We start from the raw sequence: 25,592 nt of genomic DNA, 5'->3' as shown, positions 1-25,592 counted from the left end.
AACTCGTTTTTCGTTCATTAAAAAGATTTTCCTACAAATCCAGCCAGAAGTTCAACTGTTGAAGCGGCATGATGGTCTGCAAAAACGGTTAAGGCTTTCTCAAGACTAGTAATTTTAGTCATATCTTCTTGGCTCAATTCAAAGTTGAAAATATCAAAGTTTTGACGGACACGTTCTGGGGTAGCTGATTTTGATAGCGACACAACCCCCAGTTGCAATTGCCAGCGAAGCATGATTTGCGCTGTGGTTTTTTGGTATTTATCAGCAAGCTCCTTAAGAACAGGATTGTTAAAGATATCATACTGTCCTTCTGCAAAAGCTCCCCAACTCTGTGTTTGAACTCCTTTAGCTGCCATGTAATTTCTGTCGTCTTCTTTTTGATTAAAAACATGGAGCTCAATCTGGTTGACAGCTGGCACAATATGATTGAACAAGGAGAGGTTGGCAAGTTGATCTGGTTTAAAATTAGACACACCAATAGCACGAATTTTTCCTTCTGAGTAGAGTTCCTCCAAGGCACGCCATGCTCCAAAAGTATCTCCAATCGGTTGGTGCAGAAGGTAGAGGTCAACATAATCTAACTCCAATTTTTCAAGAGAGTCCGCAAATGCTTTCTTAGCACCATCGTAACTCATATCAGAAATCCAGAGTTTGGTCGTGATAAAGAGTTCCTCACGTGGCACACCTGATGCTCTAACCGCCTTACCCACAGCCTCTTCATTGCCGTATGCTTGAGCTGTATCAATCAAACGATAACCTGTCTTAATAGCTTCTTCGACGACTTGCTGGGTGGTCTCTGCATCTTGGATTTGGAAAACACCAAAACCAACTGTTGGCATTTCAACGCCATTATTTAATGTAACAGTCTTCATATTGTCTACCTCACTTTTGCTTCATTATACCAAAAGTTAGCAAAACATTTTTCAAAAAACCTTGACTTAGAGTTTACTCTAAGGTTTATAATAACATCATCAAGTTGAGAGGAGGGCGAAAATGAACATCAAAACGGCCAGTCAGGAATTGGGAATTTCAGCAGATACCATTCGTTACTACGAGCGTATCGGCTTGGTACCACCGATCACGAGAACCAGTTCTGGGATTCGCGATTTTCAAGAAACAGACTTGAATGCTTTAGAGTTTGTCAAATGTTTCCGAGCAGCAGGTGTCTCTGTGGAGAGTTTGATTGACTATATGACTCTTTTTCCAAAGGGAGAGGCGACTAGAGAAGCTCGTTTGACCATTCTATTAGAAGAACGTGAGAAAATGGTGGAACGTCTCGAGGAATTGCAATCTGCTCTTAAGCGTTTAGATAAAAAAATCAATTACTATAAGGAAGGTAAATACTAAGATGAAAACAGCTATTTTTGAAAAAGCAGGACAAATGATTATCGAAGAAGTGGCGAAGCCACAACTTCAAGCTGACGATGATGTCATCATCAAGGTGGTCCGTGCTTGTGTCTGCGGGTCAGACCTCTGGTCATATGGCCACGGAGACAGTAAAGAAGCCCATTCAGACAACTCAGGACACGAAGCCCTTGGTATCGTTGAAGAAACAGGCTCTGCTATTACCACGGTCAAAAAAGGTGACTTTGTCATCGTGCCCTTTACACACGGTTGTGGTGAGTGCGCCGCTTGTCGTGCTGGTTTTGACGGTACTTGTGATAATCACCCAGGTTACAGTAACTGGGGTTCTGGCTACCAGTCAGAATATATCCGTTTCCATTATGGTAACTGGGCTTTGATCAAAGTCCCTGGTCAACCAAGCGACTACACAGAAGGCATGATCAAATCGCTCTTGACCCTTGCGGATGTTATGCCAACAGGTTATCACGCAGCACGTTGTGCTCAGGTTGAACGTGGTGATAAGGTTGTTGTCATCGGTGATGGTGCTGTCGGTCAATGTGCTGTTATCGCTGCGAAGATGATGGGAGCTTCTCAAATTATCCTGATGAGCCGTCACAAAGACCGTCAAGACATGGCACTTGCTTCAGGAGCGACAGCTGTCGTTGCCGAACGTGGCGAAGAAGGCATTGCCAAAGTCCGTGACATTCTTGGAGGCGGTGCCGATGTTGCACTTGAATGTGTGGGAACAGAAGTCGCCATCGACCAAGCCCTCGGTGTTCTTCGTAACGGTGGACGTGTGGGATTTGTGGGGGTTCCTCACTACAATAATCACGCGCTAGGCTCAACCTTTGCCCGTAATATCTTAGTTGCAGGTGGTTCAGCCTCTGTCACAACTTACGATAAGGACGTTCTCCTTAAAGCCGTTCTTGACGGTGACATCAACCCAGGGTGTGTCTTTACAGATACTTACCAGTTAGACGATATTAACCAAGCCTACAAAGACATGCAAGACCGCAAAGCCATCAAGTCAATGTTGATTGTAGCGGAGTAATCACTACAGTATCACCACACTCTCATCACTGTCAATTAAGCTAGCCTTTTCTTTGACTAGCTAACTTAGGTGTGGCTATATTTTATTTTTTGAAAAAAGGAGTAGTTAACCTGAAACCATCAGTCGTTATTACAAGAGCAAGTTCAGGTTTTGGTAAATCCTTGGCAAAAGAATTTCACGAAGCAGGACACCCTCTTCTTCTAGTCGCTTGTCGTGTGGAGAAATTATGAGCCTATAGTTTTTCAAATACGATTTGTGCTAAAGTGGATGTGACTATCAAGGAAGAATTCGAAGCAGCTGTCAGAAAGGCTGAAGAAGTCTATGGTCCAACAGAGGTCCAACAGACGTGATGATTAACAATGCTGGCGTGATGTTGCTAGGTAATCTTGACAATCAAGATCCAAAAGAATGGCAAAGTATGATGGACATTAACGTCATCGGTGTAATGAACGGTATGCAGATTGTCCTAGAAGATATGAAAGCAAGACATCACAAGACAATTGTTAACCTATCATCTTCGTGTAATCAGAAGCTTGCCTGGAGCTGTTAATACGGAATTACTCAGCCATACAACAAGCGATGCTATCAAGGACGGCTACCACGCTTGGCTAGATCAGACAGGTGTTGGAGGCATCACATCTGAAGATATCGCTAAAACAATCCGCTTTACCTATGATATGCCTCAAAGCGTCAACCTTCGTGAAATTCAAATCGCGGACACAAGACAAGACGCTTAATGCCAAACCGCCACTCAGTTTCTACTGAATGGCGGTTTTTTCTTAGTCTTTTGACTTCACAAAGTCGATGTACTTGTCTCCGAAGATAGCGATTTGTTGTAAGACTTGTTTAAATTCTAGACCGATGTCTGATAATTGGTATTCGACCTTAGGGGGCACTTGGGCATAGACCTTTCGCTGAATCAGCCCCGCTTCTTCTAACTGACGCAACTGCTTGGTCAAAGTCGTCTGAGAAATCCCTGTCAGACGACGGTGAAGTTCATTAAAACGAATAGGCCCCTCTTCAACATGATGTAAAATGAGAATACTCCACTTGCCAGAAAGAACACTTTGAGTTGTGACGAAAGGACACTCAGGTACGGTATGTTTGGTAAAAGTTGCCATATCTATCTCCTTGTGATAATCAATTACGCCTTTTTATTATAACACAATAGAAAAAAGATTGCCTTTTAAAGCCCGTCAATGAACATTACTTCATAAAAAGATAGTATCTTCAGTAAAATTACCTACTTGTAAAAAATAAGGTATGTACTATAATAGGACTATCTTAAATGACAATCATTAAATAAGGAGACCTATTATGTATCAATCCGATTTTGAATTAGGGCATGTTGCTCTCTATGTTAAAAATATCAACCTACAAACCATGTATTATCAGCAGGTACTTGGCATGGATGTCATCTCCAAAGGTCAACATAGCGTTGATCTCGGTGTTGAGAAAACTGTTTTAGTCCGCTTGATCGAGACAAGTCAAACAGACCCTGTGTCAGCCAGCTACGGTCTTTACCACTTGGCTATTGTCCTACCAAGCCGAGAAGACCTTGGTGATATTTTCAAGCATTTCTTAGTTAATAAGGTTCCCCTTGTTGGTGCTAGCGATCACGATTATAGTGAAGCTATTTACTTAGAAGATACCGAAGGAAACGGTATCGAGATTTACCGTGACCGTCCTATGTCAGACTGGGATATTCGAGAAGACGGTCAGATTATCGGTGGAACAAAAGAGATGGAAGCTGAGGCTATCTATACCTTAGGAAAACACCTGAACCCCTATAAACTACCTCTAGGTAGTCGTATGGGGCATATCCATCTATCAGTCAGAGACAGCCGAGCTTCTAGCCAATTCTACCAAGACAGTTTAGACCTTATAGTAACCTCTAGTCTACCTGTAGCCGCTTGGTTGGCATCTGGCAAATACCACCACCACTTAGCCGTCAATGAGTGGGCTGGTCCTTCTTTACAGACACGTCAAGAAGGCATGCCGGGTCTGGCTTACTATACCGTCATTTATCAGCAAGAGAGAACCTTAAAAGAAAGACTAGAAAAAATAGCAGCACTTGGTTTTGATATCAAACAAGACGGCGATAGCTTCATCCTTACCGATAGCAATGGCATCAAGACAAGACTAGAGTTAGGGAGTCAACTGGCTAAATAATGACATAAAAAGACTTAGTTCTGTTTCAGACAAAACCAAGTCTTTTTTCTATTATGTCTTCGAGCCAGTTTTTCTAGAAGACATAGACAAATAAGCTAGCAGAACATCTGCTAGCTTATTTTAATCCTCGTCAGGACGGTATTCTAAAATATCTCCCGGCTGGCAACCTAATTCACGACAGATAGCTTCCAGCGTTGAAAAGCGAATCGCCTTTGCCTTTCCTGTCTTTAAGATGGACAGATTGGCAGGAGTAATGCCGATACGCTCAGCCAACTCACCCGAACGCATCTTATTTTTAGCCAGTTCAACATCAAGATTAACAATAATCATCAACTGACCTCCTCAAATGGTAAACTCATTTTCTTCAGCGATAGCAATGGCTTTTTCTAAAACTTTAGCAATAACCCAAACCAAAAGAGAGGCAAAGAGATAAATAAAACTACCTAAGTTTGTAATAGCAAGTATCAAAAGTAAAAGACTGGCTTTTTTAGCCAAGATGACATTTTCTTGAACGAAAATAGTCTCTGAAATAATATTGCTAAGAAACCTACGGATCGCTTTCAAAAGCAAAAGCAATACCACTATTTCTACCAATCCAAACACAGCCAAAAGAGAACCAAACGATAAGGCTTCTAGGTAAGACCAATTAATACCATTTTCAGCTAGAATAGACAAAAACTCTACTTTTCCAAAACTAGCAGCAACACCAATTATTCCAGCTATTGCTGCGTAAGCTACTATAGCAATGATATTGATATAGTAACAAACAGTCACAAATCTTAAAATCCATTTCATTTTTTTAGTGTCATTTTTCATTTTATTTCTCCTATCCTTAAATGGTAAACTCATTTTCTTCAGCGATAACAATGGCTTTATCCAAAATCAAGGTCATCACCCAGATAAAGATACCCACTACAAATTGATCAACTCCAAAGAAGTAAGTATCGCTAGTAAAAATCCCTTCTCCACCCATAAGCAAGTAAGACAAGAATAGCTGTTGCTAGGTTACCAAGTTGAACATTCTGTCTATCAAAAATCCTATCAGCCATCACATTTTTGATGAACTTACGCAGACAGACCAATAGAACAAGATAAGCCACCATACCTAATATACCAGCTAGAGAGTTGAGTGGAGCTAAATCTAGAGACATACTTGCAGGCAACAAGCCAGTCCTCAAAGCTAAGATAAGCCCAATAGCAAGTCCCAGTACTCCAATCAACATAGTAACCGCATAATAAACAATACTAAGCAAGACTTTTTTCATTTTATTTCTCCTTTAATCAACCAATAAACAACAGTAAGATAAGCGCGCTTTTATCTTGAACGAAAACGATTTTCCTTTTTTAATATATTATTATCGTTTTTCGATATATTAAGTATATCACAAAATTTATTTTTAACAAGCTATTTTTGTTGTTTTTCAATAAAAATATATTTAATCACAAAAAAATCTCCCAAATTGGGAGATTTCATCATATTGCCAAGGTCTTACAGTTTGAAGTGTCGTATTATCCTGCCTTGGGCTTACATCTTGTGTCGTTTATAAAAGTTTTTTATGTGAATTTAGGAGATTATAGAGCTAAAAGCTCTGGAGAGAAAAAGAAGTTTTAGGAGTTAGTGTTCTTATCAGATTTTTGATTTCAGCTTATACATTACCGTAAGACTGAACTGTCTTTTTGGTATCATCATAGGTTTTTTTGTAAGTTACTGTTACATTTACTGTCATAGAAATACCTCTTTTCTAGATGACTGCTGCCACCTTTGATGATTATAGTATAGTGGCTAAACCTTAAAATAAACTTGCAGAATCCTTTCAGCAACCTTAACTAGTCAAAATTACCTTTTTCTTTGAGATTTTGAATAATGGGTGCCCAGCGACTATCTGATTTCCACTCTGGGTCAGCCACAATCTGCCCTGCTACCTTTCTGGCTTCCTCCAAGATCGCATAATCCTCAATCAGATCTGCTGCCTTAAACTCTGGAATACCTGACTGACGGGTTCCAAAAATCTCACCTGACCCACGCATCTTCAGATCTTCCTCAGCCAAGACAAAACCGTCGGTCGTCTCCACCATGGCAGTCATGCGTTTCTTGCCAGTCTCATTTTTAGGATTGGCGACGAGGATAGCATAGGACTGCTTTTCCCCACGCCCTACACGCCCGCGAAGCTGATGCAGTTGGCTGAGACCAAAGCGGTCTGCGTCCATGATAACCATGACCGTAGCATTAGGCACATTGACACCCACCTCGATAACGGTCGTTGAGACCAAAATCTGTGATTTCTGATGCTTGAAATCCTGCATGATGGCATCTTTTTCATCATTTTTCATACGACCGTGCATGAGGGCGACTGTGGCAGTCTCGCCAAAATAATCTACCAACTCCTGATGCAGGGCGACAGCATTTTTCAAGTCCATAGCCTCCGACTCCTCAATCAAAGGAGAGATAAAGTAAACCTGCGAATCTTTGGCAAGCTCTCCCTTGATCCAGTTAAGAACAGTATCCAACTGCTGGTGCTTGACCCAACGCGTAATAATCGGCTTACGTCCCGCAGGCATCTGGTCGATGATAGAGACATCCATCTCTCCAAAAGCAGTGATTGCTAGCGTTCTGGGAATAGGGGTTGCCGTCATCATGAGGACGTCTGGATTGTCACCTTTTTCTCTGAAAACACGACGCTGATTGACTCCAAAGCGGTGCTGCTCGTCTGTGATGACCAGACCAAGATTGTGGTAGCTGACCGCATCTTGAATCAGCGAGTGTGTCCCCACAATCATATCTACTGATCCATCAGCGATACCTGACATAGCTGCTCGCTTGACAGCCGCTTTCATCCCAGAGGTCAGAAGAGCCACATTGAGGTCTGGAAATAACTCCGACAAACTTTGAAAATGTTGCTCCGCTAGGATTTCCGTAGGTACCATGAGAGCTGACTGCAATCCAGCTGTGTAAGCCGCGTACATGGCAAGACTGGCAATGACGGTCTTACCTGATCCCACATCTCCCTGCAAAAGACGATTCATGTGAGAGCCTGACGACATATCCGCCAAAATCTCGTCCAGACTTCGTCTTTGAGCCTCTGTTAGGGGAAATGGCAGAGCAGAGACCTTGTTCTCTAACTTCTGTCGATCGTAGTTGATGACCAGACCATTGACCTCGGACTTATTCTCTGCCTTGAGCATCTGCAAATTCATCTGAAAATAAAAGAGTTCTTCAAACTTCACGCGTCTGAGAGCCTGCTTGTAATCCGCCAAATCTCTGGGAAAATGCATGGCAGCCACAGCTTCTTGCCTCGTCATCAGTCGGTACTTGTCCATCAAGACCTGTGGCAAGGTTTCTTCCAAAGTTTCCAAAAGCCCCGTGTCAAAAGCTGCTTTGATAGCCTTAACCAGAGCAGCTTGCGAAATGCCTTGAGCCACATGATAGACAGGCTGCATATCATCCTCTACCTGAGCCAAGACCTTCATGCCAGTTAAAGCTGACTTAGTAGCCTCCCATTTGCCAAAAACAGCAACCTCACTTCCAAGCTCAATCTTGTCAACCAGATAAGGTTGATTGAAAAAGCTAACCGCAATCACAACCTCACCTTGCTTGATTTTAAAGGTCAGGCGGTTGCGTTTAAAACCGTAGTACTGAACATTAGCAGGCGTCACAACTGTCCCAGTCACAACAGCCTTTTCACCGTCCATCAGTTCAAACACCGATTTAGACTTAAAATCCTCATAACGAAAAGGAAAATATAAGAAGAGGTCTTCAATGGTAAACAGACCTAATTTGGTAAATTTTTCAGCTGACTTGGGACCAAATCCCTTCAAAGCTGCTATTGGATCCTGTAATTTCATAGTTCTATTATAACAAAAAGTAGAGATGAAAAGTCACCTCTACCTTGATTCTCTTATTGTTCATACTGCCTTGGAATACGGTCACTAAGAAGGCAAAGCACTTCATAGTTAATGGTTCCACGGTAATGTGCAATATCAGTCGCTGAAATGGTCTCAGCTCCGCTATTGCCAATCAAAACGACTGGCGTTCCCAGAGGATAGGGCTTTGGCAGACGAATGGTGATCTGATCCATAGACACGCGCCCCACGATAGGACAGGCCTGTCCATCAACCAGGACAGAAAAGTTCTGCATATCACGCGTCCAACCATCCGCATAACCAATCGGAAGGGTACCGATAACCTCTGTTCCCTGACTGGTATAGGTTGCTCCGTAGCCCACATCCTGACCAGGCTCAAGCTCCTTGACATGAACCAAGGCTGATTCCAATTGCAAAGCTGGCTTGAGGACATAAGGAAGCTCAAGCTCACGTCCACTTGGATTAAGTCCATAGCAAACAATCCCCAACCGAACAGCATTAAAAATAGTCTCACTATGCCAAAGACTGGTTGCTGAATTGCTAGCATGCACAAGACTTGGTCGTGATTCCAAGCCTGCTAAAAAGTCTTTAAAGAAAGCTAGTTGTCTCTCAAACTTGCTGTTATCAGCTTCGTCAGCCGTCGCAAAATGGGTAAAAATCCCATCAATATGAACACCAGCTTCCCTCAAAAGAGCCATGGCACGATTGGCATCCTCTAACTTCCGAAAGCCAATACGCCCCATACCAGAATCAACCTTGATATGGACATGAAGTTTTTGGAACAAAAGCTCTTCTTTCAAAGCAGCTTCCACCCAAGCTAGACTAGCAACCGCAATGGTCAAGTCATTGGCAATAACGAGATCCAACTCCTCAGGCATGACCACACCTAAAATCAAAATTTCCTTGGTAATACCTTCCTGGCGCAATTCCAAAGCTTCATCAACGTTGGACACGCAAAAACCTGTGACCAAATCTTTGACAAACTGAGCAACCTTAACCGCACCGTGACCATAGGCATTAGCTTTCACAACAGCATACACCTTTTTGTCAGAGGGAATACGATCCTTGACTGCTTCTATGTTGGCAGCAATAGCCTCCAAATCAATCTTAGCCACTGTTGGTCTGTGTAAACTTGAAATCATAAATGATCCCCCTTACCTTTTTCATCCTCTAAAATGACACTTGCTTGTACTAGGTTACCACTATGAGAAATAGAAATCAAGCAGTTCCCAAGAAAAGGACTTCTGGCAACATAAGGACGTCCTTTTTGATCATTTAAAATTTCAATATCTTGAAAGCCTAATTTACCGATTCCTGTCCCCATAGCCTTAGAAAAGGCTTCTTTTCCAGCCCAGCGTCCTGCTAGATATTCCATTTGACGCTTTCCTGAGTAACCATTAAAGACTGCCAATTCTTTTTCCGTTAAGACACGTTTGGCAAACTCTTGGTGCTTCTCATAAGCTTTTTTAATTGCAGAAATTTCTTGTAAATCAATGCCATGACCTAGAATCATCTTAAACTCCTTCATATAGAAAGAGGATAGACAAATCTGTCCATCCACCCTCTTTATTCTTATTGTTTCAATAATGCTTCGAACGAATCATAAGATAGTGTCGCATGAATCTCACGAATCATTTTTTCAGTTTTATCCCAACCAAGACATGGGTCAGTGATCGATTTACCAAAAACTTCCGGTTTATCCTGACGACCATCTTCAAGGTATGACTCAATCATGAAGCCACGGACAGATTGACGAATACTTTCGTTCCAATCACGATTAATGAGAGTTTGACGTACGATACGGATTTGTTCCAAGTAGTTCTTTCCAGAATTATCATGGTTGGTATCAATAACGATAAATGGATTTTTAAGCCCCATCTTCTCATACTGCGCGATAGCTTTCACTAAATCATCATAATAATAATTCGGTTCATTTTCACCATACTCATTTGTCGCACCACGAAGGATAGCATGAGCCAGTGGATTTCCATCTGTTTCTACCTCAGCATTTTGGAAAATGAAATTCTGACTAGTCTGTGCAGCATAAAGCGCATTAAACATCACATTCAAGTTACCAGATGTCGGATTCTTCATTCCTGTTGGAACATCGATTCCTGACGCAACAAAACGGTGCTCTTGGTCCTCAACAGAGCGTGCTCCAATAGCATGGTAAGAAACCAAGTCATCAACCAAACCAAGGTTTGATGGATAGAGCATCTCATCGGCAGTTGTTAGACCTGTCTCAGTGATAACACGATAGTGAAGATTACGAACAGCTGCGATACCATTGATAAGATCAGGTAGTTTTGATGTATCAGGTTGGTGAATAAGACCTTTATAGCCATCACCATTAGTACGCGGTTTTGCCGTATAGACACGCATCACCATAAAAATCTTATCTTTAACCTCTTCTTGAAGGGCAGCCAAGCGGCGAGCGTACTCAAGAACAGCTTCTTCATTATCTGATGAACAAGGACCAATGACAAGCAAAAGACGATCGTCTTCTCCCTTGATAATATTGGCAAGTTCAAGATCACGTGCTTCTTTACGCGCTAAGAAATCACCTTCCAACTTAGAAAGCGCCTTAACTTGAGCTACATCAATAGTAGCACTCTTTTGATGAATTCCCATTATTTATTCCCTAATGTGTTGTAAATTTCACGGACAAGTTGTTCAGTGTTGTCCCAACCAAGACATGGGTCAGTGATTGATTTACCATAAATTTCTGGTTTGTCTTGACGACCATCTTCAAGGTATGACTCAATCATGAAACCACGAACATATTTACGGATATTTTCATTCCAGTCACGGTTGATAAGGGTTTGACGAACGATACGAACTTGTTCAAGGTACTGTTTACCAGAATTATCATGGTTAGTGTCAATCATGATAAATGGATTTTCAAGTCCCATTTTTTCATACTGGGCAATAGTTTCCAAAACGTTATCGTAGTAGTAGTTTGGAATGTTTTTGCCGTACTCGTTAACTGCACCACGCAAGATAGCGTGAGCAAGTGGGTTACCTGATGTATTAACTTCTTCACCATTGAAGAGGAAGTTTTGCTTGTTTTGTGCTGCATAGATACCATTGAACATGATGTTCAAGTTACCTGATGTTGGGTTTTTCATACCAGTTGGTACGTCGATACCTGAAGCCACGAAACGGTGTTGTTGATCCTCAACTGAGCGAGCACCGATAGCGATGTATGATACCAAATCATCAACCAATGGAAGATTCTCTGGGTAGAGCATTTCATCAGCAGTTGTGATACCAGTTTCAGTGATGACACGATAGTGAAGATTACGAACTGCCTTGATACCATTGATCAAGTTTGGCTCACCTTCTGCATCTGGTTGGTGAACAAGCCCTTTGTATCCGTCACCATTAGTACGTGGTTTTGCAGTGTAAACACGCATCACCATGAAGACACGGTCTTTAACTTCTTCTTGCAATTTAGCAAGACGGTTAGCATAATCAAGTACAGCTTCTTCGTTGTCTGAAGAACATGGACCGATGACAAGAAGAACACGGTCGTCGTCGCCTCTCATGATAGCTGCAAGCTCTTGGTCACGAGCTTCTTTCTTTGCCAAAGCATCACCTGTCAATTTTGACAATTCACGAAGTTCTTCAACATTGATTTTTTCACTTGCGGGTGTAAATGACATATTTCTCTCCTAATTATTGTTTGAAAATTTAAATTGTTTTCATTATATCATGTTTTACAACTAATTTTCAACGATTTTTCATATTCTATGCTAGTGTTAGCGTCCGTGACAATTTTTGAATTTTTTACCTGAACCACAAGGACAAGCATCATTACGACCAACTGAAGAAAAGTCAATTGTTTCCTCGACCTCTTCTTGACCAGCAATTTTAGCCGCAATATTTTGAGTTGCTGTTGTACGTACTTGCTCAGGTGATCTGTCACGTTCTTGTTGATGGATTTGAGCTTTCATCATTGTACGTGTAACTTCAAATTCAATTGATGAAACCATGTCGTTAAACATACGGAAAGCTTCGCTTTGATACTCCACAATCGGATTATTTTGAGCATAACCACGCAAACCGACTGCTTGGCGTAACTGATCTAAGGAATCAATATGGTCTGTCCAGTGATTATCAACCACCATCAAAATCAAAACTTTTTGGAATTCAATAACAGCATCTTCATTTGGCAATTTTGCAATTTGACTACGGTAAACAGCTATTGCACGGTCGTACAATTCCCCTTTGATATCATCAAAATCCAAATCTTCTAAATCAGATAAAGCAATGCTATCTTCTGGCAGAAGGTTGTGTTGCGCAAATGCTAAAATCCCTTCTAGAGCCTCTTCACGAGAAGAACGACTGTGATTATCGACAGTACGTTCAATCGTACGTTCAATCATAGCAGAAATCTCAGGTTCAAGGTCACGAATAGCTGTGATCACTTCATAACGGTTTGCATAGATGATTTCACGTTGTTCACGCATAACGTCATCATATTGAAGGACTTGTTTACGTGTATCGTAGTTATTTCCTTCTACACGTTTTTGAGCTGACTCAACTTGGCTAGTAAACATACGTGACTTGATCACAATGTCCTCATCACCACTCAAGCGTTCCAAGAAGACCTTAATACGATCAGAACCAAAACGACGCATTAAATCATCTTCAAGAGAAAGGTAAAATTGTGATTCACCTGGGTCACCTTGACGACCAGCACGTCCACGAAGCTGGTTATCGATACGACGACTCTCATGACGCTCTGTACCAATCACACAAAGACCACCCAAATCAAGAACACCTGCTCCTAATTTGATATCGGTACCACGACCTGCCATATTGGTTGCGATAGTAACTGCACCACGTTGACCAGCATTCATGATAATCTGTGCTTCTTTCGCGTGGTTCTTGGCATTCAGAACTTCGTGTGGAACCCCTTCTGCAACTAATTGTTTAGAGATGTAGTCAGAGGTTTCAACCGCTACCGTACCAACCAAGACAGGTTGACCTTTGGCATGACGCTCTTTAATATCTTTAACAACCGCACGGAACTTCGCTTCTAATGTTGGGTAAAGAAGGTCAGAGTGGTCAATACGTTGAACAGGACGGTTAGTTGGAATTGGAATGATACGCATGTTGTAAATTTCACGGAATTCCTCTTCCTCTGTCTTACCAGTACCTGTCATACCTGCCAATTTTTTATACATACGGAACATATTTTGGTAGGTAATTGAAGCTGATGTCTTAGACTCGTCTTGAATTGGAACATCTTCTTTAGCCTCGATAGCCTGATGAAGTCCATCTGAGAAACGGCGTCCTTCCATAGTACGACCAGTAAATTGGTCAACAATCAAAATCTCTTGCTTCTCAGAAACCACATAGTCAATATCAAGAAGCATGATGTAATTGGCACGAAGAGCGTTGTCAATATAGTGAGTTAGAGCAACATTTTCAATATCGTAAAGGTTGTTGAGGTTGAAGAACTCCTCAGCCTTATCAATACCTGAATCCAAAAGACCGATAGTCTTAGTTGGAACATCAATAGCATAGTCATCGCTAGACAATGTTTTAACAAAACGGTCTGCACGATAATACAACTGACTTGTCTCTGAACTAACTGGACCTGAAACAATCAAAGGCGTACGCGCTTCATCGATAAGAACAGAGTCGACCTCATCAACCAAGGCAAAATTCAATGGGCGTTGAACCATATCCTCGCGACGGCGAACCATATTATCACGAAGGTAATCAAAACCAATCTCTGAGTTGGTTGAGTAAGTAATGTCACAATTGTAGGCTTCGCGCTTCTCAAATGTTGATTTAGATGCTAAGTTGATCCCTACAGAGAGACCTAACCAACTATAGAGCTCACCCATTTCAGTCGCATCACGTTCTGAAAGGTATTCATTAACCGTGATAACGTGGACACCTTCTCCAGAAAGAGCATTGAGGTAAACAGGCATCGTCGCTGTCAATGTCTTACCTTCACCGGTACGCATCTCTGGAACATCACCGTGGTGAAGTACAATCCCCCCCATAATCTGAACGCGATAAGGGAAAAGTCCTAAGACACGTTTAGCACCCTCTCGAACGACTGCAAATGCTTCTGGCAATAGATCATCCAAAGTCTCTCCATATTGGTATCTATCTTTAAATTCTTCAGTTTTAGATTGAAGTTGCGCATCTGAAAGACCAGCCATCTCATCAGCATAAGCTTCTACTTTTTTTGCAATTTTTTCTAGTTTTTTAATTTCGCCTTTATCATTTTCAATGATTGTGCGTAAAATATTTGCCATCTTAATTCCTTTCGATAGTCTTATCGCTCCATTCTACCATATTTTCCACTTTTTTTCAATATGATTACTTGTAACGAGATGTAAGAAAAACCAAGCAAAGACACTACTCATCCTAAACTTGGTTTTCTTGTTTTACCACAAATTAAAGGGCTCAAACATGGCTCACAATCATTTCAATCTGACCATCGAACACCCAGTTTTCGATACCATTTGGCAAAATAAAATGATCTCCTTTTTTAATTGCAAAAACACGATTATCAACTGTGATATAGCCCTGACCAGAAGTCACACTGACAAGTAGGTAAGGAGCTGTCCTCTTCATCTTGACTGGACTTGAGACCTTCCATTTAAAGACTTTAAAAAAGGCATTAGATACTAAAAGCGTCACATCCATCCCTGCTACATTTAGACTGGTTGGATAACTATTTTGAGGTTGTCCATAAGTCAGTACATCAAGAGACTGCTCAATATGGAGTTCACGAAGGTTACCTTGGGCATCTTGACGATTAAAATCATAGACCCGATAGGTCGTATCGCTGGACTGCTGGGTTTCTAAAATTAAGATACCTTTACCGATTGCGTGCATGGTTCCACTTGGAACATAGAAGAAATCACCAGCTTTTACTGGAACTCTTGTCAAGAGCTTATCCCAATCACCAGCCTCTATCATATTTGCTAACTCTTGGCGATTTTTTGCTTGATGCCCATAGATAATCTCAGCACCCTCTTCAGCCGCTAGAACATACCAACACTCTGTTTTCCCTAGCTCCCCTTCATGTTCCTTGGCGTAATTATCGTCAGGGTGAACTTGAACGCTAAGCCAATCCTCGGCATCCAATATCTTTGTTAACAAAGGAAAAACATCACTCTCTGGATTACCAAACAAGTCCTTATGTTCACAATAAAGCTGGTCTAAGCCAAGCCCTTTAAAGGGACCGTTAAGAATACGAGAGACACCATTTGGATGGGCAGATATTGCCCAGTATTCACCTGTTTTATCTGATGGGATATCATATCCAAAGACTTCTGATAATTTCTTCCCTCCCCAGATTTTTTCGTGCATCTCTGATTTTAAAAATAGTGGTTCCATCCTACTTCTCCTTTTTTCACAACATGAGATAACTGCTATTTTTCAACATCAAACCAAGCCCTTCCAATTCAGATTGAGCAGCACTCATTTTGTTTGATAAATAGCACAGCTGTTTCTCACCAGATTTAGACTTTCAAAGACCTAAATCTTGGATTAACCCTTCCTAATTTCTGCTATATTATACTCATTAGACTCCAACAAGTCAATAACTTCTAAAATAAGAAAAAGAGAACACGACCGCTATCGCATTCTCTATTCGGTATTATTTTGAAAAACGCTCTGCTACTTTTTTAGCAAGGGCAAAGTTACCAAGTGTTGCTGAGCCATTTTCAGCAACTGCTGGTGTCACAATATACTCAGTCACGTCTGGTACTGGAAGGTAGCCATTCAAAAGGGCTGTGAATTTTTCACGAACACGTTTAAGCATGTGTTCTTGAGCCATAACACCACCACCGAAGACAATGACCTGCGGACGGTAAAGAACAGTTGCTTGAACAGCTGCTTGAGCGATGTAATAAGCTTGGATATCCCAAACATCTGAATTTTGCTCAATCAACTCACCACGGATACCAGTACGAGCTTCAAGAGATGGACCTGCCGCAAGACCTTCTAAACACCCGTTGTGGAAAGGACATGTTCCAACAAATTCATTAGCGTAATCACGTGGATGACGTGGCACATAAACGTGACCTGCCTCAGTGTGACCGATACCGCCTACGAATTCACCATTTTGGATAGTACCAGCACCGATACCTGTTCCGATAGTGTAGTAGACAAGGCTATCTACACCTTTACGAACAAGTGTCTCACCATAAGCAGATGAGTTCACATCAGTTGTAAAGTAAAATGGCACATTAAATTCTTTTTGGATAAGACCAAGAAGGTCAACATTTGACCAATGCTCCTTAGGTGTTGTTGTCACATAACCGTAAGTATCTGAATTTTGGTCAATATCGATAGGACCAAATGACCCAACCGCAATACCTGCCAAACGGTCTTCATAACGTTTGAAAAATTCTACTGTACGCTCAATCGTTTCGTATGGTGTTGTTGTTGGAAATTGTGTTTTTTCAATGACTTGGAAATTCTCATCACCAACAGCACAAACAAATTTTGTTCCGCCAGCTTCCAAGCTACCGTATAATTTAGACATTTTTTCTCCCTTTTAATGTAAATAGATACTCTAATATTATAAAAAAAAGCTGACGCAAAAGCAAGATATTAGAGGTATAAGGGAGCGTTTTCTGAAATAGAAAAAGAGAGCTAGAGCCCCTAGCCAGATTTGATTTTTCTGAACTCAAGGGACTCTATACTCTCTTATTCTTTTTATTTAACAGAAATGAAATCATCACCTTCTGAGACTGTACCTGAAGCAAGAGGTGCTACCTCTGCGTAGTCTGCAGTGTTTGTAACGATAACCATCGTTGTGTCATCAAGACCTGCTTCTGTGATAACTGAGCTATCAAATGTTGCCAAAACATCACCTTTTTTAACAGTTTGTTCTGCAACCACCTTAGCATCAAATCCTTTACCATCAAGAGACACTGTATCAATACCAACGTGGATAAGAATTTCAACACCGTCGTTTGATTTGATACCATATGCGTGACCTGTTGGGAATGCAATTTGGATTGTACCATCTACTGGTGATACTACTTGATTGCCACTTGGTTTGATAGCAGCACCAGATCCCATAGCTCCTGATGAGAAGACTGGGTCATTAACGTTTGATAATTCAACAACTTCACCAGCAAGTGGTGCAGCAATTGTTTCAGCAACAGCAGCTTTTTCTTCAACTACAGGAGTTGCTTCTGCTACAACTTCTTTAACATCAGCTTCTGCTTCAGCTGTTGCTGCTTCGGCTGCAAATACGTCAGCAGCTTTTGTCTTACCATAGAAGTAAGTTACTGCAAAGGCAATTGCAAATGACAAAATTTCACAAATGATGAAGAAAACAATTGATTTAGCTTGGATTGAAAGGAAACCAAGTACACCAGCTGAACCAAGTGATACACCGATAACTTTCCAAAGACCTGCAATAGCAGCAGCAGCGGCAGAACCTACCAAGGCACAGAAGAATGGGAAGCGGTATTTAAGGTTGACACCAAAGACAGCAGGTTCTGTAATACCAAGAAGGGCTGAAACACCAGCTGATGATGATAGACCTTTTGTTTTTGAATCTTTAGTCAATGTGTAAACAGCAAATGCAGCTGCAGCTTGTGCCATGTTAGCCATTGAAGCAACAACAAAGATAAAGTCTCCCGATCCCTTACCTGCGTTATAGGCTGTGATCAATTGTGTTTCAAAGGCTGGGAATGATTGGTGCAGACCAGTTACAACGATTGGTGTGTAAAGAGCACCAAAGATACCCATACCAAGGAAACCAGTTGTATCATACAACCACACAAGACCAGTTGTTAACCATTCAGAAACGGTACCAAAGACTGGACCAATAATTGAGAATGTCAAAAATGCTGTAATCAACATTGTCAATAACGGTGTGAAGGTAAAGTCAATAGCTGAGTTAAGGTGTTTGCGGAACCATTTTTCAACCACACACATTACCCAAACAGCTACCAAGGCTGGAATAACTTGTGAAGTGTATTGTTGTGCATGAACCGTCCAACCAAGGAAATCCCAGTTAAGGTTAAAGTTAGCAGCTTTAGCGATTGTCGCATTTAACTCTTGAGAGCTCATCATCAATCCAAGAGCTGCCCCCAAGAACTGATTACCACCGAAACGTTTTGCACCAGAAATACCAATCAAAACAGGAAGGTAGATAAATGGCGCATCAGATAGAACTGTCAACATATTTGACAAACCAGTGAATTGTGGGTATTGAGCAATCAAAGACTCTGAACCAAATAAACCAGCTGATTTGAAAATGTTATTAAGAGCCATCAAAAGACCACCAGCAACTAGCGCTGGAATAATTGGCACAAAGATATCTGCCAAAATCTTAATGAAAGCCATGACTGGATTTTGTTTTTTACCGTTTGCAGCAATTTGCTTCAAATCATCAGTAGAAACTTCTTTCAATCCTGTTTGCTTAATCAACTCAGCATAAACATGGTTAACATCACCAGCACCGATGATAACTTGGTATTGACCATCGATTTTGAACGTCCCTTTGACATCAGGGTTTTTGTCAAGTGCTACTTGATCAACTGCCTCGTCGTCCTTCAAAACAAGGCGAAGACGCGTCGCACAGTGAGCACCAGCAATGAGATTATCCTTACCAACTGCGGCAAGGACATCGCTAGCAACTTTACTATAATCCATTTAGTAAATATCCTCCTTAAAGTTTTCTAAACTATTCTATCCTAAAGACTGCATGAAAGCAATTGAAATATTTTGATTATTTTCGATTGCCTCTTTTGATTGTTATTAAAAGACCTCTAGATTGTCTAGCTACATCTTATTCTTTCATAACAGACTCATTATCTCAAAAACTACCAGCAACTATCATCCAACAAGAATTTATCTCACAATAAACAAAAAAGAGCTTGGACAATATCCAAACTCTCTTATTATTATTTAACAGCGATTAGGTTGTCACCTTTAGCAACTGTTCCAGTTGCAACTGCTGATACTTCTGAGTAGTCAGCTGTATTTGTAACAATAATCATTGTTGTATCATCAAGTCCTGCTTCTGCAATAACAGCACGATCAAATGTTCCAAGAACATCACCTGCTTTAACTTTTTGCTCAGCTTTAACTTTTTGGTCAAATCCTTTACCATCAAGTGTTACGGTATCAATACCAACGTGGATAAGAATTTCAGCACCATTGTCAGATTTAATTCCGTAAGCATGACCAGTTTCAAATGCGATTTGAACGGTACCATCTACTGGAGAGTAAACTGTATCACCGCTTGGTTTAATCGCAATCCCTTTGCCCATTGCTTCAGAAGCAAATACTGGGTCATTAACTGATGTCAATTCAACAGCTTCTCCTTCAAGAGGTGAAACGATTGTTTCTTCTGAAAGTGTTGCTGGGACTTCTTCAACTGCTGGAGCTACTGGCTCTTCTTTAGTTTCAGTACCGTCTTCTGAATAACCAAACAACCAAGTCAAAGCAAAACCAATTGCAGTAGTTACAAGAACCATGATCACATAACGACCAACTTGACCGTTAAGGTAAAGAAGTGTACCTGGAATAATTGTAATACCAAAACCTGTACCAGCAAGGCTGAAGATTGAAGCTAACCAACCACCGACAGCACCTGCGATAAGCCCCATTACAAATGGTTTACCGTAACGAAGGTTTACCCCAAAGATAGCTGGCTCAGTGATACCAAGACCCGCTGAAAGGGCTGCTGGGAAAGCAAGTGCTTTAAGTTTTGCATCTTTTGTTTTCATACCAACTGCAAGAGTAGCACCTGCTTGTGCAGTCATAGCAGCTGTAATGATAGCGTTAAACGGATCTTTACCATCTGCAGCAATCAATTGAGATTCAAGTAAGTTGAAGATGTGGTGAACACCAGTTACCACGATCAATTGGTGAAGACCACCAATAATAAGTCCTGACAAACCAAATGGAAGGTTAAGCAAGAATTTAGTTGCTGCAAGAACATAGTTTTCTACTGAGTGGAAAACTGGTCCAATCACAAAGAGTGCCAAAACTGACATAACAAGGAAAGTCAAGAATGGAACTAACAAGAGGTCAAGGACATCAGGAATAACTTTGTGAAGTTTTTTCTCAAGTTTTGCACCAATCAAACCAACAAAGAAGGCTGGAAGAACTGAGTTTTGATAACCAACTACTGGAATCACATCAAAGAAGTAGATTGGTTTATCAGCTCCTGAGGCAACATTCCAAGCATTAGGAAGTGCTGAGTTTACCATCATCAAACCGAGAACCAAACCAACGATTGGGTTACCACCAAAAACATTGAAAGCAGACCAACAAATCAAAGCTGGGAAGAATGCAAAGGCAGTATCTGTCAAAACAACAGTGTAAGTGTAGAAGTTAGATGCTGAGAAAGCTTCTGACGTTGTTCCGAAAAGTCCAAGGATAGTATCGTTGTTAATCGCACCACGAATACCCATGAAAAGACCTGTCGCTACGATTGCTGGAAGCAATGGCACAAACACATCACCGAATGAACGAATAGCACGTTGGAACCAGTTACCTTGTTTAGCTGCTTCAGCTTTTTGTTCATCTTTAGAAGCAGTTGGCAAACCTTGCGAAACAACTTCATCGTAGATTTTGTTAACTGTACCAGTACCGAAAATGATTTGATACTGACCTGAGTTAAAGAAAGCACCTTGAACTTTTTCAATGCTTTCAGCCTTGTCTTTGTCAATCTTGGCTTCATCAACAACCATGACACGAAGACGTGTTGCACAGTGAGCAACGCTACGAACATTTTCACGTCCACCGAGCGCTTCGATCACTTCTTTTGCAATTTGTTTGTTATCCATTTGCAAAAAACTCCTTTTTAAACATTTTAAATTCTCCCGTGAAAGCGTTTCACGTTTTATATGTACTATTTTAGCATTTTTTTAGTTTATGTCAACCGTTTTGCATATTTTTTTATTTTCGTTACTAAATCATTGATTTTTAGCAAGGAAACGTTTACTATATATAGTAAGATTAATAGTATATTAGAGCATAGGAGATCTAACAATGAACTTACCTACAGAAGTCCGTTACCGCCCATATAAAGATTGGACAAAAGAAGAAAGAGAAACCATCTCAAACCATGTTGCTAGCTCACCTTGGCACACCTCATACCACTTAGAACCTAACACTGGATTATTAAACGATCCAAATGGCTTTTCATATTTCAATGGAAAATTTCAGCTTTTTTACCAAAACTGGCCTTTTGGTGCTGCCCATGGCTTAAAACAATGGGTTCATACTGAGTCTGATGATTTGGTACACTTCACAGAAACTGGTGTTACTCTTGAACCTGATAATGCCAATGATAGCCACGGTGCCTACTCTGGTTCTGCTTATCAAGTAGGCGACAAACTTTTCCTCTTTTACACAGGTAATGTCCGCGATGAAAACTGGGTTCGTGACCCTCTTCAAGTCGGTGCTTGGATGGATAAAGACGGCAACATCGAAAAATTCAAAGAAGTCCTTATCCAACAGCCTAGCGATGTTACTGAACACTTCCGTGATCCTCAAATTTTTGATTACAAAGGGCAATTTTACGCTATTGTAGGAGCACAAAACCTTGATAAACAAGGATTTATCAAACTCTACAAAGCTGTTGATAATGACGTCTACAACTGGGAGCTGGTCGGAGACCTTGACTTCGGGGGTACTGGATCTGAATACATGATTGAGTGTCCAAATCTTGTTTTTGTTGATGGACATCCTGTTCTCCTCTATAGCCCTCAAGGACTAGACAAGTCAGAACTAAACTATGACAACATCTATCCAAATACTTATAAAATCTGTCAAGCGTTTGACACAGAAAAACCTGCTCTTGTTGAGCCTTCTGAAATCATTAACCTAGACTACGGTTTTGAAGCCTATGCGACTCAAGGATTTAATGCACCAGATGGACGTGTCTTAAGTATTAGCTGGATTGGTCTTCCAGATGTTGATTACCCTACAGACCGCTTTGATTACCAAGGAGCTATGAGCCTCGTTAAAGAACTCTCTATCAAAAACGGAAAGCTCTATCAATACCCAGTCGCTGCCGTAGCTGACCTTAGAGCTTCTCAAGAAACCTTTGCTGATAAGACGGAAACAAATAACTGCTACGAACTGGAATTAGAAATCCCTGCCAATACTAAAACTGAACTTCGCCTCTTTGCTGATCAAGATGGAAAAGGTCTCCAGTTGATTATTGATACTGAGTCTGGAAAAGTTATCCTAGATCGCTCACAAGCTGGTGAACAATATGCAACTGAGTTTGGTACACGTCGCGAGTGCCATCTCGAATCAGGTGAAAGTGCAACTGCTAACATCTTTGTTGATAACTCAGTCATTGAAATCTTCATCAATAAAGGCGAAAAAGTATTTACAAGCCGTGTCTTCCCACTAGAAGGACAAAACGGTATCCAACTCATTTCTGGTCAAGCTAGCGGTTCTTACTTCGAATTGAAAGCCTAAGCCTATGGTTGCAAAACTTACAGATGTTGCTGAACTTGCAGGCGTCAGCCCAACAACCGTTTCTCGAGTCATTAACAAAAAAGGATACTTGTCTCAAAAAACTATCCAAAAAGTAGAAGATGCCATGAAAAAGCTAAATTATAAACCTAATAGTTTAGCTAGAAGCCTTCAAGGAAAATCAGCCCAACTTATCGGACTTATCTTCCCAAATATTTCCAACATTTTTTACGCAGAATTAATCGAGCACCTTGAGATTGAACTTTTTAAACACGGCTACAAAGCGATCATCTGCAATAGCCAACACGACCCAGTTAAAGAGCAAGAATACCTCGCAATGCTCTCAGCCAATCAAGTCGATGGTATTATTTCATCAAGTCATAATCTAGGCATCGATGTATACGAACAAGTAGAGGCCCCTATTGTTGCCTTTGACCGTAATTTAGCTCCTACCATTCCCATCGTCTCCTCTGATAATTTTGAAGGAGGAAAGCTTGCGGCACAAACATTAGAAAAAGCAGGGTGCCAAAATATCATCATGATTACAGGTAATGATAACTCAGAGTCCCCTACTGGTCTTCGACGTTTAGGTTTTAACTTTCATCTGAAGGGAGCCAGTGTCCACCAAGTCCCAAACACCTTATCAAATATGCGCAGAGAGATGGAGATTAAATCTATCATAGCTACTCAAAAACCAGATGGCATTTTTGTTTCTGATGATTTAACAGCTATTATGACGATCAAAATTGCACAGCAGATGGGCTACTCTATTCCTGCTGATTTAAAAATCATCGGCTACGATGGAACTAAATTTATCGAAGACTTCTATCCTCAATTAACAACTGTTAAACAACCCATATCAGAAATCGCCTGCTTACTTGTTGATACTCTTATTAAGCGTATTAAAAAAGAAAAGACTAGCAAAGACTACATCCTACCAGTCAATTTGATCTTAGGTCACTCTATCTAATCTCATCTTTAAACACTAAAAGCCGTTTAAAGAAATGCATCTCAAACGATATAGGATATTCACTTTTTGTAAGTTTGTATCTTACATACCTAAAAAGCTTTCCAAATGTAACTGGAAGGCTTTTTAGGTAGTCTCATTAGCATTCTCTCCTTAATATCAGAAAAAACGGCTAATAAAAGAATTCATTTAGCAGATAAAAAATAAGTAAAAAGAATAGAGCCCTGAATATCAAGACTCTATTCTTAATCTTTATATAATCACTTGAAGGAACATTAATTATTATCTAGTTCTGTTGTGACAAATTGACTTAAAAGACCATTAACAAATTTAGCTGATGTTTCATCTGAGTATTTCTTAGCAATCTCAATGATTTCATTAAGTGCTACACGATCTGGAGTTTCATCAAAAAACTTAATTTCATAAAGTCCTAGACGCAACAAAGTCTTATCTGTGACTGTCAAACGCTCTAAAGTCCAACCAGATTTTAAGTTTTCTGAAATCAAACGATCAAGCTCTTCTTGATGATCTTGAACACCCTTAACTAAGGTGAGAAGAAATACTGGTACTTCAAGCAGCTCATCCTCATCAACTTCTTTATCATGTCCATAAGACGCTTGCGCTGCCTCTAAGAATCCTAAACCAAATTCTTGACTGAAGAGTGCTTGAAATGCACGTTCACGCAAGTCACGTCTTGAATCTTTAAAACTCTTACTCATCCAAGAAATCCTCATCAAACAATGCTGCCAAGTCAGGTTTTGGTGTTTTGTCTGTCACGATTCCTGCAACATGAATATTCACTTCTGAAATCGAAACTTCAGCCATATCATAAACTGCTGATTTAACAGCTTGTTGAACTGCCATCGCAACGGCTGGTACATTCACACCATATTGAAGATAGACGTAGATATCTGCATTAACCGTACCATCTTCAGATGTTTGAAGGTAAACACCTTTTCCTAGAGATGTCTTACTAAGGCCATCTGCAACTGTTTTGTTATGAAGCGAATGAACACCTTCAACTTTTGTCGCTGCAATGCCAGTAATAACTTCTAGAACGCGTGGTGAAATGACAATATCTCCAATTGTTTCTGTTGTCATAGCATTATCCTTTCTCTCGTTTTTAAAGGAAAATAGAAGAGGAGTCCCCTCCTCCATCTACTTTAGCTTAGGCACGTGAAACGTAAGTACCTTCAGCTGTATTGATAACCAATTTTTGACCTGCTTCAATAAAGTCAGGAACGTTAACAACAAGACCTGTTTCAAGCGTTGCTGGTTTACCAGAACCTGTAACAGTAGCACCTTTGATAGATGGCTGTGTTTCAGCAACTGTCAATTCAACAGTTGTTGGAACTTGAACACCGATAACTTCTGTTCCGTAGAATTGAATTTTAACATCTGAGTTTTCAAGAATGTAAAGCAATTCGTTTTCAACGTTAGCAACTGGAATCTCATATTGGTCATAAGTTTCAGTATTCATGAAGTAGGCTGTATCATCCATTTTGTAAAGGTATTGTGCTGGTACAGTTTCGATAATAGCTTGTTCAAATTTTTCCTCTGGACGGTAGCTTGTATCGAATGTTGAACCAGTACGAACATCACGCAATTTCATACGCATGATTGTATTTCCTTTACCTGGTTTGTGGTGACTTGCTTCCAAAACTTTAATCAATTTTCCGTCTGCAGTTTCAAAAGTCATACCTGCTTTAAGCTTACTTGCTTCAATCATGTTGTAATACCTCTTTGTAAAAATTA

The 25,592-nt window shown here is 40.6% G+C and carries 24 protein-coding genes and 1 pseudogene; 6 read left to right on the top strand and 19 right to left on the bottom strand.

What is annotated here, in order from left to right:
- Positions 1-17: 17 nt before the first annotated feature.
- Entirely contained in the window at positions 18-872 is an 855-nt protein-coding gene (locus JOC31_RS00780; protein ID WP_205016317.1) for an aldo/keto reductase, read from the bottom strand.
- 121 nt (positions 873-993) lie between these two features.
- On the opposite strand from JOC31_RS00780, the gene nmlR reads away from it, so the two are divergent.
- From nmlR to JOC31_RS00765, 3 genes and pseudogenes are all read left to right on the top strand, one after another.
- The gene (gene nmlR / locus JOC31_RS00775; protein WP_205016316.1) at positions 994-1,347 is read left to right on the top strand and encodes a stress response transcriptional regulator NmlR; all 354 of its coding nucleotides are present in this window, start codon (positions 994-996) and stop codon (positions 1,345-1,347) included.
- A gap of 1 nt (position 1,348) precedes the next feature.
- On the top strand, positions 1,349-2,395 hold the full coding sequence (locus tag JOC31_RS00770) for a zinc-binding dehydrogenase (protein WP_205016315.1): 1,047 nt from the start codon (positions 1,349-1,351) through the stop codon (positions 2,393-2,395).
- Between the two features lie 110 nt (positions 2,396-2,505).
- A pseudogene (locus tag JOC31_RS00765) lies at positions 2,506-3,132 on the top strand (SDR family oxidoreductase).
- Positions 3,133-3,174: 42 nt separating this feature from the next.
- Here the strand turns inward: JOC31_RS00765 and JOC31_RS00760 are convergent.
- On the bottom strand, positions 3,175-3,516 hold the full coding sequence (locus JOC31_RS00760) for a winged helix-turn-helix transcriptional regulator (protein WP_205016314.1): 342 nt from the start codon (positions 3,514-3,516) through the stop codon (positions 3,175-3,177).
- 196 nt (positions 3,517-3,712) lie between these two features.
- Here JOC31_RS00760 and JOC31_RS00755 point away from each other — a divergent pair, with 196 nt between their 5' ends.
- On the top strand, positions 3,713-4,567 hold the full coding sequence (locus JOC31_RS00755) for a VOC family protein (protein WP_205016313.1): 855 nt from the start codon (positions 3,713-3,715) through the stop codon (positions 4,565-4,567).
- Positions 4,568-4,687: 120 nt separating this feature from the next.
- Here the strand turns inward: JOC31_RS00755 and JOC31_RS00750 are convergent, their stop codons facing one another.
- The 14 genes from JOC31_RS00750 to JOC31_RS00685 all read right to left on the bottom strand — a co-directional run bounded on the left by JOC31_RS00750 (position 4,688) and on the right by JOC31_RS00685 (position 21,225).
- Positions 4,688-4,897 (bottom strand): helix-turn-helix domain-containing protein, encoded by a 210-nt coding sequence (locus tag JOC31_RS00750; RefSeq protein WP_205016312.1) that lies wholly within the window; start codon positions 4,895-4,897, stop codon positions 4,688-4,690.
- A gap of 12 nt (positions 4,898-4,909) precedes the next feature.
- Positions 4,910-5,383, bottom strand: a complete 474-nt coding sequence (locus JOC31_RS00745) for a DUF2975 domain-containing protein (RefSeq protein WP_205016311.1) — start codon at positions 5,381-5,383, stop codon at positions 4,910-4,912.
- 16 nt (positions 5,384-5,399) lie between these two features.
- A complete protein-coding gene (locus JOC31_RS00740) occupies positions 5,400-5,555 on the bottom strand; it encodes a hypothetical protein (RefSeq protein ID WP_205016310.1) in 156 nt (51 codons plus the stop codon).
- Positions 5,515-5,832, bottom strand: a complete 318-nt coding sequence (locus JOC31_RS00735) for a hypothetical protein (RefSeq protein WP_205016309.1) — start codon at positions 5,830-5,832, stop codon at positions 5,515-5,517. The genes JOC31_RS00740 and JOC31_RS00735 overlap by 41 nt, the downstream gene beginning before the upstream one ends.
- A 562-nt stretch (positions 5,833-6,394) precedes the next feature.
- Positions 6,395-8,410: an ATP-dependent DNA helicase RecG gene (gene recG / locus JOC31_RS00730; protein ID WP_205016308.1), complete on the bottom strand. Its 2,016-nt coding sequence runs from the start codon at positions 8,408-8,410 to the stop codon at positions 6,395-6,397.
- A gap of 53 nt (positions 8,411-8,463) precedes the next feature.
- Entirely contained in the window at positions 8,464-9,570 is a 1,107-nt protein-coding gene (alr, locus tag JOC31_RS00725; protein ID WP_205016307.1) for an alanine racemase, read from the bottom strand.
- Positions 9,567-9,941 (bottom strand): holo-ACP synthase, encoded by a 375-nt coding sequence (gene acpS / locus JOC31_RS00720; protein ID WP_205016306.1) that lies wholly within the window; start codon positions 9,939-9,941, stop codon positions 9,567-9,569. Before acpS ends, alr begins: the two co-directional genes overlap by 4 nt.
- A 59-nt stretch (positions 9,942-10,000) precedes the next feature.
- Positions 10,001-11,059 carry a 3-deoxy-7-phosphoheptulonate synthase gene (locus tag JOC31_RS00715; RefSeq protein WP_205016305.1) on the bottom strand — a complete coding sequence of 353 codons (1,059 nt, stop codon included), beginning with the start codon at positions 11,057-11,059 and terminating at the stop codon, positions 10,001-10,003.
- Positions 11,059-12,093 (bottom strand): 3-deoxy-7-phosphoheptulonate synthase, encoded by a 1,035-nt coding sequence (locus JOC31_RS00710; protein ID WP_205016304.1) that lies wholly within the window; start codon positions 12,091-12,093, stop codon positions 11,059-11,061. The genes JOC31_RS00715 and JOC31_RS00710 overlap by 1 nt, the downstream gene beginning before the upstream one ends.
- A gap of 96 nt (positions 12,094-12,189) precedes the next feature.
- Positions 12,190-14,709, bottom strand: coding sequence for a preprotein translocase subunit SecA (gene secA, locus JOC31_RS00705; RefSeq protein ID WP_205016303.1), 2,520 nt, complete (start codon positions 14,707-14,709; stop codon positions 12,190-12,192).
- Positions 14,710-14,860: 151 nt separating this feature from the next.
- Positions 14,861-15,799: a mannose-6-phosphate isomerase, class I gene (gene manA, locus JOC31_RS00700; protein WP_205016302.1), complete on the bottom strand. Its 939-nt coding sequence runs from the start codon at positions 15,797-15,799 to the stop codon at positions 14,861-14,863.
- Positions 15,800-16,061: 262 nt separating this feature from the next.
- Positions 16,062-16,952 (bottom strand): fructokinase ScrK, encoded by an 891-nt coding sequence (scrK, locus tag JOC31_RS00695; RefSeq protein WP_205016301.1) that lies wholly within the window; start codon positions 16,950-16,952, stop codon positions 16,062-16,064.
- A gap of 173 nt (positions 16,953-17,125) precedes the next feature.
- The gene (locus JOC31_RS00690; protein WP_205016300.1) at positions 17,126-19,081 is read right to left on the bottom strand and encodes a sucrose-specific PTS transporter subunit IIBC; all 1,956 of its coding nucleotides are present in this window, start codon (positions 19,079-19,081) and stop codon (positions 17,126-17,128) included.
- A gap of 251 nt (positions 19,082-19,332) precedes the next feature.
- Positions 19,333-21,225 carry a sucrose-specific PTS transporter subunit IIBC gene (locus tag JOC31_RS00685; protein WP_205016299.1) on the bottom strand — a complete coding sequence of 631 codons (1,893 nt, stop codon included), beginning with the start codon at positions 21,223-21,225 and terminating at the stop codon, positions 19,333-19,335.
- Positions 21,226-21,430: 205 nt separating this feature from the next.
- Between JOC31_RS00685 and JOC31_RS00680 the strand changes: the two genes are divergently transcribed.
- Complete coding sequence (locus JOC31_RS00680; RefSeq protein WP_205016298.1) at positions 21,431-22,873, top strand: sucrose-6-phosphate hydrolase; 1,443 nt, start codon at positions 21,431-21,433, stop codon at positions 22,871-22,873.
- Between the two features lie 4 nt (positions 22,874-22,877).
- Positions 22,878-23,840, top strand: coding sequence for a LacI family DNA-binding transcriptional regulator (locus tag JOC31_RS00675; protein WP_205016297.1), 963 nt, complete (start codon positions 22,878-22,880; stop codon positions 23,838-23,840).
- Between the two features lie 272 nt (positions 23,841-24,112).
- Here the strand turns inward: JOC31_RS00675 and nusB are convergent, their stop codons facing one another.
- The 3 genes from nusB to efp form a co-directional block, all read right to left on the bottom strand.
- Positions 24,113-24,556, bottom strand: coding sequence for a transcription antitermination factor NusB (gene nusB / locus JOC31_RS00670; protein ID WP_205016296.1), 444 nt, complete (start codon positions 24,554-24,556; stop codon positions 24,113-24,115).
- Positions 24,549-24,938 (bottom strand): Asp23/Gls24 family envelope stress response protein, encoded by a 390-nt coding sequence (locus JOC31_RS00665; RefSeq protein WP_205016295.1) that lies wholly within the window; start codon positions 24,936-24,938, stop codon positions 24,549-24,551. Before JOC31_RS00665 ends, nusB begins: the two co-directional genes overlap by 8 nt.
- Positions 24,939-25,005: 67 nt before the next feature.
- A complete protein-coding gene (gene efp / locus JOC31_RS00660) occupies positions 25,006-25,566 on the bottom strand; it encodes an elongation factor P (RefSeq protein WP_205016294.1) in 561 nt (186 codons plus the stop codon).
- Positions 25,567-25,592: the final 26 nt, after the last annotated feature.

Origin of the sequence: Streptococcus saliviloxodontae (assembly GCF_016908655.1) — a bacterium.
GTDB classification, from domain to species: Bacteria; Bacillota; Bacilli; order Lactobacillales; family Streptococcaceae; genus Streptococcus; species Streptococcus saliviloxodontae.
Note: the sequence above shows the minus strand (reverse complement) of the source record. Positions and strands in the feature narration are given on the sequence as shown.

Coding starts and splice junctions, on each gene's coding strand:
- manA (WP_205016302.1), bottom strand. CDS start 15,799: ATGGAACCACTATTTTTAAAATCAGAGATGCACGAAAAAATCTGGGGA.
- JOC31_RS00665 (WP_205016295.1), bottom strand. CDS start 24,938: ATGACAACAGAAACAATTGGAGATATTGTCATTTCACCACGCGTTCTA.
- JOC31_RS00675 (WP_205016297.1), top strand. CDS start 22,878: ATGGTTGCAAAACTTACAGATGTTGCTGAACTTGCAGGCGTCAGCCCA.
- JOC31_RS00710 (WP_205016304.1), bottom strand. CDS start 12,093: ATGTCATTTACACCCGCAAGTGAAAAAATCAATGTTGAAGAACTTCGT.
- JOC31_RS00745 (WP_205016311.1), bottom strand. CDS start 5,383: ATGAAAAATGACACTAAAAAAATGAAATGGATTTTAAGATTTGTGACT.
- JOC31_RS00755 (WP_205016313.1), top strand. CDS start 3,713: ATGTATCAATCCGATTTTGAATTAGGGCATGTTGCTCTCTATGTTAAA.
- nmlR (WP_205016316.1), top strand. CDS start 994: ATGAACATCAAAACGGCCAGTCAGGAATTGGGAATTTCAGCAGATACC.
- JOC31_RS00760 (WP_205016314.1), bottom strand. CDS start 3,516: ATGGCAACTTTTACCAAACATACCGTACCTGAGTGTCCTTTCGTCACA.
- JOC31_RS00690 (WP_205016300.1), bottom strand. CDS start 19,081: ATGGATTATAGTAAAGTTGCTAGCGATGTCCTTGCCGCAGTTGGTAAG.
- efp (WP_205016294.1), bottom strand. CDS start 25,566: ATGATTGAAGCAAGTAAGCTTAAAGCAGGTATGACTTTTGAAACTGCA.
- alr (WP_205016307.1), bottom strand. CDS start 9,570: ATGATTTCAAGTTTACACAGACCAACAGTGGCTAAGATTGATTTGGAG.
- JOC31_RS00770 (WP_205016315.1), top strand. CDS start 1,349: ATGAAAACAGCTATTTTTGAAAAAGCAGGACAAATGATTATCGAAGAA.
- nusB (WP_205016296.1), bottom strand. CDS start 24,556: ATGAGTAAGAGTTTTAAAGATTCAAGACGTGACTTGCGTGAACGTGCA.
- JOC31_RS00685 (WP_205016299.1), bottom strand. CDS start 21,225: ATGGATAACAAACAAATTGCAAAAGAAGTGATCGAAGCGCTCGGTGGA.
- acpS (WP_205016306.1), bottom strand. CDS start 9,941: ATGATTCTAGGTCATGGCATTGATTTACAAGAAATTTCTGCAATTAAA.
- recG (WP_205016308.1), bottom strand. CDS start 8,410: ATGAAATTACAGGATCCAATAGCAGCTTTGAAGGGATTTGGTCCCAAG.
- scrK (WP_205016301.1), bottom strand. CDS start 16,952: ATGTCTAAATTATACGGTAGCTTGGAAGCTGGCGGAACAAAATTTGTT.
- JOC31_RS00680 (WP_205016298.1), top strand. CDS start 21,431: ATGAACTTACCTACAGAAGTCCGTTACCGCCCATATAAAGATTGGACA.
- JOC31_RS00735 (WP_205016309.1), bottom strand. CDS start 5,832: ATGAAAAAAGTCTTGCTTAGTATTGTTTATTATGCGGTTACTATGTTG.
- JOC31_RS00750 (WP_205016312.1), bottom strand. CDS start 4,897: ATGATTATTGTTAATCTTGATGTTGAACTGGCTAAAAATAAGATGCGT.
- JOC31_RS00715 (WP_205016305.1), bottom strand. CDS start 11,059: ATGGGAATTCATCAAAAGAGTGCTACTATTGATGTAGCTCAAGTTAAG.
- secA (WP_205016303.1), bottom strand. CDS start 14,709: ATGGCAAATATTTTACGCACAATCATTGAAAATGATAAAGGCGAAATT.
- JOC31_RS00780 (WP_205016317.1), bottom strand. CDS start 872: ATGAAGACTGTTACATTAAATAATGGCGTTGAAATGCCAACAGTTGGT.